The 15216-nt window shown below is 68.5% G+C and carries 19 protein-coding genes; 13 read left to right on the top strand and 6 right to left on the bottom strand.

All coding sequences use genetic code 11. From position 1 onward, the window contains the following. Positions 1 to 7: 7 nt before the first annotated feature. The gene (gene purM, locus BM345_RS04365) at positions 8 to 1048 is read right to left on the bottom strand and encodes a phosphoribosylformylglycinamidine cyclo-ligase (protein WP_093375912.1); all 1041 of its coding nucleotides are present in this window, start codon (positions 1046 to 1048) and stop codon (positions 8 to 10) included. A gap of 143 nt (positions 1049 to 1191) precedes the next feature. Here purM and hda point away from each other — a divergent pair, with 143 nt between their 5' ends. The 6 genes from hda to BM345_RS04335 all read left to right on the top strand — a co-directional run bounded on the left by hda (position 1192) and on the right by BM345_RS04335 (position 6539). Further along, positions 1192 to 1878 (top strand): DnaA regulatory inactivator Hda, encoded by a 687-nt coding sequence (gene hda, locus BM345_RS04360; protein ID WP_093375910.1) that lies wholly within the window; start codon positions 1192 to 1194, stop codon positions 1876 to 1878. A 33-nt stretch (positions 1879 to 1911) separates the two neighbouring features. Then, entirely contained in the window at positions 1912 to 3519 is a 1608-nt protein-coding gene (gene pcnB / locus BM345_RS04355) for a polynucleotide adenylyltransferase PcnB (protein WP_093375908.1), read from the top strand. After that, complete coding sequence (folK, locus tag BM345_RS04350; RefSeq protein ID WP_093375906.1) at positions 3516 to 3974, top strand: 2-amino-4-hydroxy-6-hydroxymethyldihydropteridine diphosphokinase; 459 nt, start codon at positions 3516 to 3518, stop codon at positions 3972 to 3974. The genes pcnB and folK overlap by 4 nt, the downstream gene beginning before the upstream one ends. 129 nt (positions 3975 to 4103) lie before the next feature. Then, positions 4104 to 4748 (top strand): DUF47 domain-containing protein, encoded by a 645-nt coding sequence (locus tag BM345_RS04345; protein ID WP_093375904.1) that lies wholly within the window; start codon positions 4104 to 4106, stop codon positions 4746 to 4748. A gap of 10 nt (positions 4749 to 4758) precedes the next feature. Next, entirely contained in the window at positions 4759 to 5769 is a 1011-nt protein-coding gene (locus BM345_RS04340) for an inorganic phosphate transporter (RefSeq protein WP_093375902.1), read from the top strand. 107 nt (positions 5770 to 5876) lie between these two features. Continuing rightward, on the top strand, positions 5877 to 6539 hold the full coding sequence (locus tag BM345_RS04335) for an FABP family protein (RefSeq protein ID WP_093375900.1): 663 nt from the start codon (positions 5877 to 5879) through the stop codon (positions 6537 to 6539). A gap of 33 nt (positions 6540 to 6572) precedes the next feature. Here the strand turns inward: BM345_RS04335 and BM345_RS04330 are convergent, their stop codons facing one another. Beyond that, a complete protein-coding gene (locus tag BM345_RS04330; RefSeq protein ID WP_093375898.1) occupies positions 6573 to 7019 on the bottom strand; it encodes an NINE protein in 447 nt (148 codons plus the stop codon). Next, positions 7016 to 7543, bottom strand: coding sequence for a GNAT family N-acetyltransferase (locus BM345_RS04325; RefSeq protein WP_093375896.1), 528 nt, complete (start codon positions 7541 to 7543; stop codon positions 7016 to 7018). Before BM345_RS04325 ends, BM345_RS04330 begins: the two co-directional genes overlap by 4 nt. Before the next feature lie 157 nt (positions 7544 to 7700). Here BM345_RS04325 and rpsP point away from each other — a divergent pair, with 157 nt between their 5' ends. The 7 genes from rpsP to hisC all read left to right on the top strand — a co-directional run bounded on the left by rpsP (position 7701) and on the right by hisC (position 12761). Then, positions 7701 to 7964, top strand: a complete 264-nt coding sequence (gene rpsP, locus BM345_RS04320; RefSeq protein WP_093375893.1) for a 30S ribosomal protein S16 — start codon at positions 7701 to 7703, stop codon at positions 7962 to 7964. An 18-nt stretch (positions 7965 to 7982) separates the two neighbouring features. Continuing rightward, positions 7983 to 8552: a ribosome maturation factor RimM gene (rimM, locus tag BM345_RS04315; protein WP_093375891.1), complete on the top strand. Its 570-nt coding sequence runs from the start codon at positions 7983 to 7985 to the stop codon at positions 8550 to 8552. 14 nt (positions 8553 to 8566) lie between these two features. Continuing rightward, positions 8567 to 9319 carry a tRNA (guanosine(37)-N1)-methyltransferase TrmD gene (gene trmD, locus BM345_RS04310; RefSeq protein WP_093375889.1) on the top strand — a complete coding sequence of 251 codons (753 nt, stop codon included), beginning with the start codon at positions 8567 to 8569 and terminating at the stop codon, positions 9317 to 9319. Positions 9320 to 9418: 99 nt separating this feature from the next. After that, positions 9419 to 9796 (top strand): 50S ribosomal protein L19, encoded by a 378-nt coding sequence (gene rplS, locus BM345_RS04305; protein WP_093375887.1) that lies wholly within the window; start codon positions 9419 to 9421, stop codon positions 9794 to 9796. A 158-nt stretch (positions 9797 to 9954) separates the two neighbouring features. Continuing rightward, positions 9955 to 10629, top strand: a complete 675-nt coding sequence (locus BM345_RS04300; RefSeq protein WP_368086475.1) for a CoA pyrophosphatase — start codon at positions 9955 to 9957, stop codon at positions 10627 to 10629. A 42-nt stretch (positions 10630 to 10671) separates the two neighbouring features. After that, a complete protein-coding gene (locus tag BM345_RS04295) occupies positions 10672 to 11673 on the top strand; it encodes a CobD/CbiB family protein (RefSeq protein ID WP_093375883.1) in 1002 nt (333 codons plus the stop codon). Continuing rightward, positions 11673 to 12761, top strand: coding sequence for a histidinol-phosphate transaminase (gene hisC / locus BM345_RS04290; protein ID WP_093375881.1), 1089 nt, complete (start codon positions 11673 to 11675; stop codon positions 12759 to 12761). The genes BM345_RS04295 and hisC overlap by 1 nt, the downstream gene beginning before the upstream one ends. On the opposite strand, the gene BM345_RS04285 is transcribed toward hisC, so the two are convergent. Genes BM345_RS04285 through BM345_RS04275 form a run of 3 tightly spaced genes read right to left on the bottom strand, consistent with a single transcriptional unit; the run spans position 12762 to position 15216 of the window. After that, the gene (locus tag BM345_RS04285; protein ID WP_093375879.1) at positions 12762 to 13889 is read right to left on the bottom strand and encodes a glycosyltransferase family 4 protein; all 1128 of its coding nucleotides are present in this window, start codon (positions 13887 to 13889) and stop codon (positions 12762 to 12764) included. Then, positions 13886 to 14830 carry a ribosome small subunit-dependent GTPase A gene (rsgA, locus tag BM345_RS04280; protein WP_093375877.1) on the bottom strand — a complete coding sequence of 315 codons (945 nt, stop codon included), beginning with the start codon at positions 14828 to 14830 and terminating at the stop codon, positions 13886 to 13888. Before rsgA ends, BM345_RS04285 begins: the two co-directional genes overlap by 4 nt. A 44-nt stretch (positions 14831 to 14874) precedes the next feature. Then, positions 14875 to 15216 carry a 4a-hydroxytetrahydrobiopterin dehydratase gene (locus tag BM345_RS04275; RefSeq protein WP_093375875.1) on the bottom strand — a complete coding sequence of 114 codons (342 nt, stop codon included), beginning with the start codon at positions 15214 to 15216 and terminating at the stop codon, positions 14875 to 14877.

Here is a 15216-nt window from a genome sequence, read left to right as displayed (position 1 = left end):
TGACGAATCAGGCGACCACGACGGCCGCGCCTTGCCCGCGCTCGGCGATGGTTCCGATCTCATGGACGGTCTCGCCGGCCGCGCGCAGCGTGTCGGCACACGCCTTGGCGTGCGCGGCATCGATCACCACCACCATGCCGATGCCGTTGTTGAAGGTGCGGTTCATCTCGATGTCGTCGATGCCGGCGACCTTCTGCAGCCAGGCGAACAGCTCGGTCTGCGGCCAGCTGCCCTTGCGCAGGTGGGCCGCCGTGCCTTCGGGCAGCACGCGCGGGATGTTCTCAAGCAGGCCGCCGCCGGTGATGTGGGCCAGCGCCTTGATGGGGTGCTGCGCCAGAGCCTGCAGCACCGGCTTGACGTACAGGCGGGTCGGGGCCATCACGGCTTGGCGGAAGGGCTTGCCGTCCAGCGTGGCGGGCAGCTCGGCGCCGGCGCGCTCGATCACCTTGCGCACCAGGCTGAAACCGTTCGAATGCACGCCCGAGGACACCAGGCCCAGCACCACGTCGCCGGGCTTCACGTCGGCGCCGGTGAGGATCTTCGACTTCTCGACCGCGCCGACCGCGAAGCCGGCCAGGTCGTATTCCCCGGCGGGGTACATGCCCGGCATTTCCGCCGTCTCGCCGCCGATGAGGGCGCAGCCGCTCTGCTCGCAGCCGGCGGCGATGCCGCCGACCACGGCGGCGGCGGTGTCCACGTCCAGCTTGCCGCAGGCGAAATAGTCCAGGAAGAACAGCGGCTCGGCGCCCTGCACCAGCACGTCGTTCACGCTCATGGCCACCAGGTCGATGCCCACGGTGTCGTGCATGTTCCACTCGAAGGCCAGCTTGAGCTTGGTGCCCACGCCGTCGGTGCCGGAGACCAGCACCGGCTCCTTGTAGCGCTTGGGCACCTCGAACAGGGCGCCGAAGCCACCGATGCCGGCCAGCACGCCTTCGCGCATGGTCTTCCTGGCCAGGGGCTTGATGCGGTCGACCAGCGCGTCGCCCGCGTCGATGTCGACTCCGGCATCTTTGTAGCTGAGCGGGGCGTTGGAGGCGGAGGTCATGGCGTGCAAACGGGCAAAAGGGTGGGAGAAAATCGGGTCCGGCAGGGCCCGCGCCGGGGCGGCCGGGGCCGGACCGATAGAATTCCGCACGATTTTAAGGGCCCGGCAATAGACCTTCGGCCCTGAACACCCAACCCCTTTCCATGAAGCAGCTCGCGCTCGACATCGGCTTGACGACGGGTCCGACGCTCGAAGGCTACTTCGCGGGACCCAACGAGGCAGCCCTGCACCATCTCCGGCTCTGGCTGGGTGGCGCCGGACACGCCCACCAGCTTTCGCCCGTCCCCACCTACCTGTGGGGCGAGAGCGGAAGCGGCAAGACGCACCTTCTCGAAGGCGTGCGCGCCGCGCTGGCCGGGCAGGGCGCCCGGGTGGGCTGGCTGCACGCCGGCCTGCACGAGCCGCCCGAGTTCGACGAGGGCTGGGCCGCGGTGCTGCTGGACGACGTGCACCTGTACACCGCCGTGCAGCAGCACGCCGCCTTCAACTGGTTCGTGAACGCGCAGAGCCTGCAGCGCGGCGTGGTGGCGGCGGGCCTGCTGCCGCCGGCCGACCTGCCGCTGCGCGAGGACCTGCGCACCCGCCTGGGCTGGGGCCACGTGTTCGCGCTGCACGTGCTGACCGAGGCCGAACGCCGGGCGGTGCTGCGCCAGGCGGCCGACGCCCGCGGCGTGATGCTGTCGGACGACGTGCTCAACTACATGCTGCACCGATTCAGCCGCGACCTGGGCAGCCTGATGGAACTGCTGGTGCAGCTGGACGCCTTCGCCCTGCAGACCCAGCGTGCCATCACCATCCCGCTCATCCGGGCAATGCTCGAAAATGAATGAGGGCCCCGGGTGGCCCCTCGAAGAAGAAATCCAATGATCAAGAAATTCATCGACAAGTTGCTGGGCAAATCCGGCGACAGCGGCGCCAAGGCCCGTTTCGGCAAGCGCCAGGAGCACGGGGCCAGCGTGCACGGCATCGACCCGTCGCTCGTGGACGAACGCGCCAAGAATGTCGTGACCACCCTGCAGCAGGCGGGCTACGAGGCCTACGTGGTGGGTGGCGCGGTGCGCGACCTGCTGCTGGGCCTGCGGCCCAAGGACTTCGACGTGGCCACCAATGCCACGCCGGAGCAGGTCAAGGCGCTGTTCCGCCGCGCCTTCATCATCGGCCGGCGCTTTCGCATCGTGCACGTGGTGTACGGCCGCGGGCGCGAGCACGAGGTGATCGAGGTCTCCACCTTCCGCGCCTACATGGACAACGCGGCGGCCGAGCAGGTGGCCGGCAACGAGCGCACCAGCAAGGGCGAGCTGGCCGCCATGAAGCATGCGGTGGACGCCAGCGGCCGCGTGCTGCGCGACAACGTCTGGGGCCCGCAGGACGAGGATGCGGCGCGCCGCGACTTCAGCGTCAACGCCATGTACTACGACCCGGCCCGCGAGCTGGTGGTCGACTACCACAACGGCCTGAAGGACGCGAAGAAGCTGATGCTGCGCATGATCGGCGACCCCGCCACGCGCTACCGCGAAGACCCGGTGCGCATCATCCGCGCCATCCGCTTCTCGGCCAAGCTCGCCGCCCTGGGCTTCAAGCTGGAGCCCAAGACGGCCGCCCCGCTGGTCGAGATGAGCAAGCTGCTGGCCGACGTGCCGCAGAGCCGCCTGTTCGACGAGATGCTCAAGCTGCTGCAGACCGGCCATGCGGTGGCCACGGTGGCGCAGCTGCGCACCCTGGGCCTGGAGCGCGGCATCTACCCGCTGCTGGACGTGGTGGTGGAGCGGGCCGACCTGCCCTTCGTCAAGGCCGCCCTGCAGGACACCGACCGCCGCGTCGGCGAGGGCAAGCCGGTGGCGCCCAGCTTCCTGCTGGCCTGCGTGCTCTGGAAGGACGTGCGCGACGGTTGGGCGCAGCGAATGGAAGGCCGCCATGGCCAGCGCGGCCAGGCGCCGTTCCCGGCGCTGCAGGATTCGATCGACGACGTCTTCAACGCCCGCATCGGCGACGTGTCGGGCCGCGGCAAGCTGGCCGCGGACATGCGCGAGATCTGGATGATGCAGCCGCGCTTCGACAAGCGCAGTGGCGCCACGCCCTACAGCCTGGTGGAACAGGCGCGCTTCCGTGCCGCCTTCGACTTCATGCGCCTGCGCGCCGACGTGGGCGAGGTGAGCGAGGCGATCGCCGAGTGGTGGCAGGAATTCAGCACCGCCGACGACATGCGCCGCCAGGACTTGCTGGACCAGGTGCGCGAGGAGCAGCACAAGGGCCGCCGCGTGCATGCCCGCGCGCCGAAGACGCGTGAGGCGGATGCGGCATCCGCATCCGAGGCGGGGGAGGTGGCCGAGGCCGAATCCGCCGTCACCAGCGAGGTCGGCGAGGGTGAGGGTGCCTCCGGCGCCCCGCGCAAGCGCCGGCGCCGCCGCAAGCCGCGCAGCGGTGGTGGCGGCGGCGGCGGCGACAGCGGCGCGGCAGAAAGCGGTCAATGACCCAGACCGCCTACGTCGCGATCGGCGCCAACCTCGGCGACGCGCGGCAGGCGGTCGAAGGCGCGATCCAGGCCCTGGGCCGCTTGCCGCAAAGCCGGCTGGCAGCCTGTTCCTCGCTGTACCGCACGGCGCCGGTCGATGCCGGCGGTCCCGACTTCGTCAATGCCGTCGTGGCACTGGAGACCGACCTGGCACCGCTGGACCTGCTGGCCCGGTTGCAGGCGCTGGAACTGGCGGCCGGGCGGGAGCGCCCCTACCGCAACGCCCCGCGCACGCTGGACCTGGACCTGCTGATGCACGGCGCCACGGTGCTCGACACGCCTGTCCTGACCCTGCCGCACCCGCGCATGCACCAGAGGGCCTTCGTCCTGGTCCCCTTGGCGGAGATTGCCCCGAAGCGGGTCTCGCCCGCGCAGCTCGCCGCCGTGACGGACCAGGCCATCGAGCGCCTCTAGGACGGCCGCCACCGCCAGGCTGCTGGCGTCGTGCCGGCAGGAAGCTGCCTGGGTTTACCCGGGCCCTTTACACTCGCGGGTTCGCGCCCTGTCATCAAACTGACACAAAAGACCAAAGGGATTCACGCCATGTTCGGCAAGCTGCTGCCCCGCGAGGGCAATTTTTTCGAGATGTTCAACCAGCATGCCGAGCGCATCGTCGAGGCGGGCCACGCCTTCGAGCAACTGGTGGCGAACTACAACGACCTGCACCTGCGCGAGCAGTACAACCGCGATGTCGACAACGCCGAGCGCGCCGCCGACCGCGTGACGCATGACGTCAACCGCCTGCTGCACAAGACCTTCATCACGCCGATCGACCGCGAGCAGATCCACAAGCTGATCAACACCATGGACGACGTGGCCGACCTGATCCAGGACTCGGCCGAGACCATGGCCCTGTACGACGTGCGGCACATGACGGAGGAGATCGCGCGCCTGACCAGCCTGTCGGTCAAGTGCTGCGAGCGGGTGAAGGACGCGGTGAAGTTCCTGGGCAAGATCGCCGACCCGGCCACCGCCGAGGCCACGCTCAAGGCCTGCGAGGAAATCGACCGCCTCGAATCCGATGCCGACCGCGTGATGCGCAGCGCCATGAGCAAGCTCTTTCGCGAGGAGCCGGACGTGCGCGAGGTCATCAAGCTCAAGGCCATCTACGAACTGCTCGAGACCATCACGGACAAGTGCGAGGACGTCGCCAACGTGATCGAGGGCATCGTCCTCGAGAATTCCTGAGCCCCCTGCCATGACGACAGTCCAGGCCAGCCTGTGGTTGGTGATCCTGCTCGTGGGCCTTGCGCTGGCCTTCGACTTCATGAACGGCTTCCATGACGCCGCCAACTCGATCGCCACGGTGGTCTCCACCGGCGTGCTCAAGCCGGGGCAGGCGGTGCTGTTCGCCGCCTTCTTCAACCTGCTGGCCATCGGCGTCTTCCACCTGAGCGTGGCGGCCACCGTGGGCAAGGGCATCGTGGAGCCCGGCGTGGTGGACGTCCACGTGGTTTTCGGGGCGCTCCTGGGCGCCATCACCTGGAACCTGGTGACCTGGTACTACGGCATCCCCAGCAGTTCCTCGCATGCGCTCATCGGCGGCATCGTGGGCGCGGTGATGGCCAAGGCGGGCTCCAGCGCACTGCTGGCGCCGGGCATCCTGAAGACGGTGGCCTTCATCTTCGTCTCGCCGGTGCTGGGCTTCTTCCTGGGCGCGCTGATGATGGTGGCGGTGGCCTGGGTGTTCAGACGCTCCACGCCTTCCCGGGTCGACCGCTGGTTTCGCCGGCTGCAGCTGGTCTCGGCCGGCGCCTACAGCCTGGGCCACGGCGGCAACGACGCACAAAAGACCATCGGCATCATCTGGATGCTGCTGATCGCCACGGGCCACGCCGGAGCCGGCGAGGCGGCACCGCCGGCCTGGACCATCGTGAGCTGCTACACGGCCATCGCGCTGGGCACCATGTTCGGCGGCTGGCGCATCGTCAAGACCATGGGCCAGAAGATCACCAAGCTCAAGCCCGTGGGTGGCTTCTGCGCGGAAACGGGCGGGGCGCTGACCCTGTTTCTGGCTACCTTCCTCGGCATTCCGGTGTCGACCACGCACACCATCACCGGCGCCATCGTCGGCGTGGGCGCGGCGCAGCGAATGAGCGCGGTGCGCTGGGGCGTGGCGGGCAACATCGTGTGGGCGTGGATCTTCACCATCCCCGCCAGCGCCTTCGTGGCCGCCATCGCCTACTGGATCAGCCTGCAGCTGTTCTGAACCCAGGGCCGCGCGGGCGGCAAGGATCCGGCTCGAATGGCGGATTCCGGACGGCCCGCATGCGGCTACAGTCGGGCGCAAATTCAACCCGAAAAAGAAGAACTCGCATGCCCCCGACTTCCTCGTCCGACACTGCCGTCAGCTTCCCCGACGACATCTACACCGAGCCTTCGCCGCTGGACGGCAACACGCTGGCCAACCTGGGGCCCTTGCGCAGGATGGCCGGTGTGTGGACGGGCGAGAAGGGCGTGGACGTCAAGCCCAAGGCGCAGGGGCCGAAGACGCAGGTCTACGTGGAGCGCTACGCGCTGCATCCCGTCGACCCGCAGACCAACGGGCCGCAACTGCTCTACGGCCTGCGCTATCACACCTTCATCCACAAGCCGGGCTTCACGAAGATGTACCACGAGCAGGTGGGCTTCTGGCTGTGGGAGCCGGCCACGTCCACCGTGATGCACACGCTGGCGATTCCGCGCGGCCAGGTGGCCATGGCGTCCGGGCAGGCCAGCGCCGATGCGGACCGCTTCGAGTTGCGCGCGGTGCGCGGCAGCCTGGTCAACGGCATCGTCTCCAACCCTTTCATCGAGCATGCTTTCACGACGACGGACTGGCGTATCGAGGTGCAGTTCCACGCCGACGGCAGCTGGAGCTACGACCAGGACACCGTGATGCAGATCCGCGGGCAGGCCGAGCCTTTCCATCACACGGATCGGAACACGCTCACGAAGGTTGGCGAGCCGGTGCTCAATCCGCTGGCCGTCCCGGCCTGAGCGACAGGTACGAGCCGGCCCGCGCCGGCCGCCTCACTGCGACATCCGTCGGCCTTCCTCGACCTGGTGCTCAAAGTAGCGCTGGAAGCTGAAGGCAATGCTCGCCATCAGCACCGTGGCGCCGATGAACAGCGACACCACCACCGCCCCGATGGTCAGCCAGCCGGTGCGGCCAGCCGGTGCGTCGGCCGCGCCCTGCGGGTTGTGTCGCGCGTTCCACTTCTCCGGCGTCATCAGGCCGTAGACGATGGCGGTGAGCGCGCAGGCCGCGATGGTGAAGCCCAGGAAGGGGATCAGTACCCAACTCAGGCCGTCGTCCAGCCCGAACATCCGCGCGCGCTCGATGCCGTACAGGCCCAGGGCGGTGGGAATGGGCAGCAGCCAGCCCACCCAGTCACCCAGGCCATGCAGGTAGAAGCGGTGCAGGCCCAGCGGGCCGCCAAGAAAGGCGAGCCAGGCGGCCAGCGTCTTGTTCTTCATTCCGGGCGTTCGCTGCTGCCGGCGCCGATGACCTTTTCCATCAGGACGATGTCGCGCCACTCGCCGAACTTCCAGCCGCAGTCCTTGATGACGCCGACCTGGCTGAACCCCTGCTTGCGGTGCACGCCCACCGAGCCCACGTTGGCCGAATCGCCGATCACCGCGATCAGCTTGCGCACGTTGACGGCCTCGGCTGCCTTTTCCAGGGCGGCCAGCAGTTGGGCGCCCACGCCCTTGCCGCGGGCCGAATCGGCAATGTAGATCGAGTCCTCGGCCGAGAAGCGGTAGGCGGGCCGCGGCTTGAACCAGTTGCAGTAGGCAAAGCCCAGCACCTTGCCGTCTTCCTCGGCCACCAGGTAGGGCAGGTTCTTGGACAGCACGTCGGCACGGCGCGCGGCCATGTCGGTGGGGCTCGGGGGCTCGGTCTCGAAGGTGCCGGTGCCGTTCAGCACGTGGTGGGCGTAGATGGCGGTGATCTGGGCGACGTCGTCGTCCTGGCTGGGTCGGATGGTGATCGATGGCATGGAAAAACAGCGCTCAGGCTATAATCGAGGGCTTTTCAGCGTGTCGCTGGCCGGGTGGCCTAGTCGCGTGTCTCAACGCTGAAGGAAAAACTGCTGATGGCTTCGAGTGCAATTTGTTTGCAAGAACACGCCATCAGCACCACCCGAAGGATAAATCATGGTCGTGATTCGACTCTCCCGCGGCGGCTCCAAGGGCCGTCCGTTCTTCAACATCGTCGTTGCCGACAAGCGCGTTCGCCGCGACGGCCGTTTCATCGAGCGCCTGGGCTTCTACAACCCCACCGCCAAGGAAACGGAAGAGGGCCTGCGCATCGCCCAGGACCGCCTCGCGTACTGGCAAGGCGTCGGCGCCCAGGCTTCGCCCACCGTTGCCCGCCTGATCAAGCAGGCCGCTTCGGCTGCCCCCAAGGCCGCCGCCTAAGCGCCGCCGCATACGGTCATGCTGCCCGCGCTCGAAGCCGCCGAATTGCCGGCGGACGCCATCGAAGTCGGGCGTATCGCCGATGCCTGGGGCATCAAGGGCTGGTTCAAGGTCCTGCCCCACAGCGCCCAACCCGAGGCGCTTTTCTCTTCCAAGCGCTGGTTCCTCAAGCCGCCCGGAGCGGTTGCCGGGGCCACCGCCGCGTTCCGCCTCCCCATCTCCGAGGCAAAGGAACATTCCGACTGCATCGTCGCCACCTCGCCCGAGGTGCCTGACCGCAATGCCGCCGAGGCACTGCGGGGTGCCCGCGTGTTCGTGCCGCGTTCCAGCTTCCCCTCCGTGGGTGACGACGAGTACTACTGGGTCGACCTGATCGGCCTGGCAGTCGTCAACCGCGAGGGCGTGGCCCTGGGCACCGTGCGCGAACTGCTGGCCACCGGGCCGCAGACCACCCTCGTGCTGGAACTGCCCGGCGAGGGCGAAAACGCCAAGCCGGTGGAGCGGATGATTCCCTTCGTCGGTGCCTTCGTCGACAAGGTCGACCTGGCCGGCCGCACCATCCTGGTCGACTGGCAGGCCGACTTCTGAGGCCGCCGCGCGCCATGCGCTTCGACGTCCTCACGCTTTTTCCCGAACTCTTCGCGCCCTTCCTCGAAAGCGGCGTGACCCGGCGCGCCTTCGAGTCCAAGCTCGTCGAACTCGTGCTGTGGAACCCGCGCGACTTCGCCACCGGCAACTACCGCCGCGTGGACGACCGCCCCTTCGGCGGCGGCCCGGGCATGGTGATGATGGCCGAGCCCCTGTCGGCCTGCCTGGATGCGGCCCAGGCCGCCCGCGGCAACGATGGCGCCCCGGTCGTGCTGTTCTCGCCCCTGGGCGAGCGCCTGCGCCACTCGGTGGTGGAGCAGTGGTCGGCCAGTGCCGGCGCCGTGCTGGTGTGCGGCCGCTACGAAGGCATCGACCAGCGCTTCATCGACACCCGGGTCACGCACCAGTTGAGCCTGGGCGACTTCGTGCTGTCGGGCGGCGAGATCGCCGCGCTGGCCCTGCTGGACGCCGTGGCGCGCCTGCAGCCGGGCGTGCTGGGCGACGAGGCCAGCCATGTGCAGGACAGCTTCAACCCGGCCCTGGATGGCCTGCTGGACTGCCCGCACTACACCCGGCCGGAAACCTGGCAGGGACAGTCGGTTCCGGCGCCGTTGATGTCGGGCAACCACGCCCTCATCGAGCGCTGGCGGCGCGACCAGCGCCTCAGCATCTCGCAGGCCAGGCGGCCGGAGCTGGTGGAGGCGGCTCGGGAGGCTGGGCGTCTCACGAAGCTGGACGAATCGGCGCTCAGTAAAAAGACGCTATAATCCTTGGTTCCCCGATCCTCTGGCCGGCCGCGGGCTCCAGCATTATTTGCCGAGAGACCGCCTTCAGTGCAGCGCGGCCACGATCGAGAGCAGGAAAACATGAACCTCATCCAGACCCTCGAGCAGGAAGAAATTGCGCGCCTTGGCCGCAAGATCCCCGAATTCTCCCCCGGTGACACGGTCATCGTCAGCGTCAACGTCGTCGAAGGCAGCCGCAAGCGCGTGCAGGCCTACGAAGGCGTGGTGATCGCCAAGCGCAACCGCGGCCTGAACAGCGGCTTCACGGTGCGCAAGATCTCCAGCGGCGAAGGCGTGGAACGTACCTTCCAGACCTACAGCCCGCTGATCGCCGGTATCGAAGTCAAGCGCCGCGGTGACGTCCGCCGCGCCAAGCTGTACTACCTGCGCGACCGCAGCGGCCGTTCGGCCCGCATCAAGGAAAAGCTGCCGGGCAAGGCCAACGCTTCGGCCGCGTAATCCGCTACCCCGAAGAGGCCCAGCCTTTGCAAAAAGCCGCCGTCATGGCGGCTTTTTGCTTTTCTGACCTAATCCATATCCAACAAAGAATCACAACCTTGAGCCGTCCTGCTTCCCCCGTCGTCACATCCACCAAGCCCGTCGAGCCGATCAACGCCGTGTCGTTGGCCGTGTTCGACCCCCGTGGCGTGCCGGTGGTGGCGGTGGACAGCGACCTGCCCGCGGTGGATGCCGAGCGGCTCACGCCCGAGGCGCTGCGAGCGCGCTTCGCGCACCCGCCCCACTGGACGCCTGAGGTCCGGCGCGAGCCCAAACTGGACGGCCGCGTGCCCGCGCAGGCGGCGGTCCTGGTGCCCATCGTGCTGCGCGAGGTGCCCACGGTGCTGCTCACCGAGCGCTCGAGCAAGCTGAGCACGCATTCGGGCCAGGTGGCCTTCCCCGGCGGTCGCGTCGACCCGACGGACCCCAACATTGCCGCCGCCGCATTGCGCGAGGCCTGGGAAGAAGTGGGTCTGCGCTCCGAATACATCGAGGTGCTGGGCAGCCTGCCCACCTACACCACCATCACCTCCTTCGTGGTGACGCCGGTGGTCGCGCTGGTCAAGCCGGGCTTCGAACTCACGCTCAATCCCTACGAGGTGGCCGACTCCTTCGAGGTGCCGCTGCACTTCCTGATGAACCCCGCGCACCACCGCCGTCACGCGATGGTGGGCGAGGGCATGAGCGCTCGGCAGTGGTTCTCCATGCCCTACCAGGACGGCGCGCTCGAGCGCTTCGTGTGGGGCGCCACGGCCGGCATGCTGCGCAACTTCTACCGCTTCCTCAGTGCCTGAGGAGCGTTCGATGGCGACATGGGCTGTCGCTATCATCGACGCATGAGCTTTTTCGCCATCCTGTGCGCCCTGCTGATCGAACAGGTGCGTCCCCTGGGCTATCACAACCCGGTGTACGCAGGCGTGCTGGACTGGACGCGCTGGATCAGCCGCAACTTCGACGCCGGCAAGCCGCAGCACGGCTGGGTGGCCTGGTCCCTGGCGGTGCTGGTGCCCACGGTCGCGGCGCTGGCGGTGCACTGGCTGCTGATCCTCACGCTGGGCCTGCCCTTTGCGGTGCTCTGGAGCATCGCGATCCTCTATGTCACCCTGGGCTTCCGGCAGTTCAGCCACCATTTCACCGGCATCCGCGACGCACTGGAGGAGGGCGACGAGGCGCTGGCCCGTTCGCTGCTGGCGCACTGGCAGCACATCGACGCGGCCAACCTGCCGCGCAGCGAGATCGTGCGGCATGTGATCGAGCATTCGGTGATCGCGGCGCATCGCCATGTGTTCGGCGTGCTGGCGTGGTTCTCCATCCTGGCGGCCATCGGCCTGGGGCCGGCGGGCGCGGTGTTCTATCGCATGAGCGAATTCGTGGCGCGCTACTGGGCGCACAAGGGCGCCGGGGCCCTTCAACCCGCGAGTGCCCACGTCAAGGATGCCTCGCAGCGCGCCTGGTCGCTCATCGACTGGCTGCCCGCGCGCATCACTGCGCTGGGCTTCGCGGTGGTGGGCAGCTTCGAGGAAGCCATCGACTGCTGGCGCAATGACGCCGAGCGCTTTCCCAACGAGAACGACGGCGTGATCCTGGCCGCCACGTCCGGGGCGGTGAACGTGCGGCTGGGCGGCGGCGTCCTGCGCAGCGAGCCGGTGCTCGACCCGCTGCAGCGCGCCCAGGCCGGCGAATCCATCATCGGCGCGCTGCCCACCGACGGTGGCAGCACGCCGGGGCGCGAGCCCGAGCCCGCCCACCTGCGCAGCGTGGTGGGCCTGGTGTGGCGCTCGGTGGTGATGTGGCTGGTGCTGCTGGCGCTGCTGACGCTGGCGCGCCTGCTGGGCTGATGCCGGCGTCGCTCGAGGAATTCTGGAGCCCGCGCGTGCGGGCGCTGGAACCCTACGTGCCCGGAGAGCAGCCGCGCATCGCGGGTCTGGTGAAGCTCAACACCAACGAGAACCCCTATCCGCCCTCGCCGATGGTGCTGGATGCCATCCAGCACGCCGCAGGCGACAAGCTGGCCCTGTACCCCGACCCGGAATCACTGCAGCTTCGCGAGGCGGTGGCGGCCCGCCATGGGCTGCAGGTCGACCAGGTGTTCGCGGGCAACGGCTCGGACGAGGTGCTGGCGCATGCCTTCTTCGCCTTCTTCCAGCGCGCCGAGCCGCTGCTCTTTCCGGACGTCACCTACACCTTCTACCGGGTCTACGTGCAGCTTTACGGCATCGATGCCGAACTGCAGCGGGTCGACGGGCGGCTGCGCATCGACGTTCCGGCGCTGGCGGAACGGGCAAGCCAAGGATGCGCAGGCATCGTGCTGGCGAACCCGAACGCGCCTACCGGCATCGGCCTTGCGCTGGCCGACGTCGAGGCGCTGCTGCGGGCCTGCCCGGACCGCGTGGTGCTGGTGGACGAGGCCTACATCGATTTTGGCGGCCAGAGCGCCATGCCGCTCATTGCGCGCCATGCCAACCTGCTGGTGGTGCAGACGCTGTCCAAGTCGCGTTCGCTGGCCGGGCTGCGGGTGGGCTTCGCCTGCGGGCAGGCGCATCTCATCGACGCGCTGACGCGGGTGAAGAACAGCTTCAACTCCTACCCGCTGGACCGGCTTGCGCAGGCCGGTGCCGCCGCCGCGCTCGAAGACGAGGCCTGGTTCACGAAGACGCGCGATGCCGTGGTCCACACGCGCGAAGGCCTGGTGCTTGAACTGGAGGACCTGGGCTTCGAGGTGCTGCCTTCGCAGGCCAACTTCGTCTTTGCGCGGCATCCGTCCCGTGACGCGGCCGCGCTCGCGGCGGGGCTGCGCCAGCGCAAGGTGCTGGTGCGGCATTTCCGCCAGCCGCGCATCGAGCAGTACCTGCGCATCAGCATCGGCACGCGCGAGCAATGCTCGGCCCTCGTGGGCGCGTTGCGGGAAGTCCTGGCCGAAACCTGATCAGCGCTTGCGCGAGGCCTCGCGCAGCAGTTCGATGTACTGGTCGACGAAGCGGTCCGGCGTGAAGAGTGCGGAACGCTGAAGCGCGCGCTGGCCCAGCGTGTGGCGCAGGTGGGGCTCGGCAAGAACCTGCAGCATGCGTTCGGCCAGCGCCTGTGCATTGCCATTGGGAAAACGCAGCCCGGCATCGCCCGCGCATTCGGCCAGGCCGCCGTGCTCCGACACGATCAGCCCGCGCCCCGCGGCCATCAGCTCGATGGCCACGCCGCCCATGGGCTCCTGCCAGGCCGAGGGCACGATGCCCAGCGCGCCCTGGCCGACCCAGTCCACCAGCGCCTGGCCGCTCTGTCGGCCGGCGAAATGCACCTGTTCCTCGACGCCCAGGGTTCGCGCCAGCTGCTGCATCGCGGCCAGCCGGTCGCCGTCGCCGATGAGCAGCAGCCGCGGCTTCACGTGCGCCTGCCCGACCACGCGGGCGAAGGCCTCGACGAGCGTGTCCACGCCCTTCTCGGACACCATGCGGCCCAGGTAGACGAAGTCGTAGGGCGCCTCGCTCACCGGCGCAGCGCCACGGAAGCGGTCGATGGGGAAGGGGTTGTAGATCTGCACCTGGCGCGGGAGCGGCTGCGCCTCGTCCATCCAGCGGGTGATGGCGACGTGGCGGGCCACGAAGCGCTTCGCCACGATGCGGCGCAGCAGCAGCTTGAGGCCACCGGCCATGGCCTTCGCCGGGCCGCTGCGCTTCAGGTGGAAGCCGAGTGAAGCCCAGGGCGTCATCGGCGCGGCCACGCCGTCGACCCAGCCCAGGCCGTCGATGCACGAGACCTGGTAGCCCACATGCACCCAGATGAAGGGCTTGCGCGAGAAGATCAACGCGGGCTGCAGCGCCAGGCTGGCGCCGTTGAAGAGCACCACGTCGGCCCAGCCGAGCAGTTCGCGCACCCGAGCCGCGTCGGGCGTCCGGATCACCTCGAATGGGAAGGCGCTGCGGTCCTTGTCCGCGGGCGTGCTGGTCAGCAGCTTGAAGTCGATGCCTCGCTGCGCAAACCCCTCGGCCAGTGTCCGGGAGACGGTCTCGACCCCGCCGGTGGAAGGATGGAAGACGTGCGAGTAGAGCAGCACCTTCATGGGAAGCGGGGCTGGCTCAGTTCTTCGAAGAGTTCGCCGTAGATGCGGTAGCGCGAGGCGTTGATGTCGCCCGCCTCCACGTGCGCGATGACGCCGCAGCCGGGCTCGTGCAGGTGGGTGCAGTTGTAGAACTTGCAGTCGCCGGCGTACTCGGCCACGTCGGGCATCAGCCGGGCCAGGTGCGTGGCTTCGATGTGATGCAGGCCGAATTCCTGGAAGCCCGGCGAATCGATGAGCGCGGTGCCTGCTTCGCGGTCCACCCAGTACCAGGTGGTGCTGGTGGTGGTGTGGCGGCCCGAGTTGAGCGCCTGCGAGATCTCGCCGGTCTGCGCGGCTGCACCGGGCACCAGCAGGTTGATGAGGGTGCTCTTGCCGGCGCCGGAAGGGCCCAGCACCAGCGTCGTCTTTCCGTGCAGGCGCTCGAGCAGGGACTTGCGGTCGATCTCGCCGGAGGAGGTGAGCGACAGCGGCAGCACGCCGTGGTGCATGCGCCTGTAGGGCGCCAGGCGGGTCCAGGCACGCTCGAAGGGCGCCACCAGGTCGCTCTTGTTGAGCGCGATGATGGGCGTGATGCCCTCGGCCTGCGCGGCGATCAGCGCGCGCGCCAGCTGGTGCTCGGAGAACTCCGGTTCTGCCGCGATCAGGATCAGCACGTGGTCGAGGTTGGCCGCGAAGGACTTGGTGCGGATTTCGTCCTGCCGGTAGAAGAGGTTGCGCCGCGGCTCGACCTTTTCCACCGTGCCCTCGTCCTGGCTGGCCTGCCAGAGCACGCGGTCGCCCACCACCGCCTGGCTCTTCTTGCCGCGCGGGTGGCAGATCAGGCGCTGCCCTTCGGGTGTCTCGACCAGGCAATGGCGGCCGTGGCTGGCCACCACCAGTCCCTGCTGCAGCTGCGCGTTCGCGGCAGCGTTGCGGGCGCCGGCCTTAGCGGGCCTGGCCATGCGGATCGTGTGCGTGCTGGCGCGGCATGGGCTGGCGCGAGCCTTTACTGCGCCAGCAGCGCATCGACACGCGTGGCGCAGTCGATGTCGGTGGCCGAGATGCCACCCACGTCGTGCGTGTTGAAGCGCACGACGCAGCGGTTGTAGTGCACCGACAGGTCCGGGTGGTGGTCCTGCACGTGCGCGACCATGGCCACGGCGTTCACGAAGGCCATGGTCTCGAAGTAGTTCGCGAAGTGGAAGCTCTTCTCGATCGCCACATTGGCGCCGTCGCCGGAAAGCTTCCAGCCTTCGAGCCGCGCGAGCGCAGAGACGGCTTCGGCGCCCCCCAATGCTCGGCGGGTCTGGCCTTGCCAGACCTTGGGTTGGAACATGCTGCTGCTCAT

It is taken from the genome of Variovorax sp. OV329 (assembly GCF_900114785.1).
GTDB lineage: Bacteria > Pseudomonadota > Gammaproteobacteria > Burkholderiales > Burkholderiaceae_C > Variovorax.
This window is presented reverse-complemented; position numbering and strand designations above follow the sequence as displayed.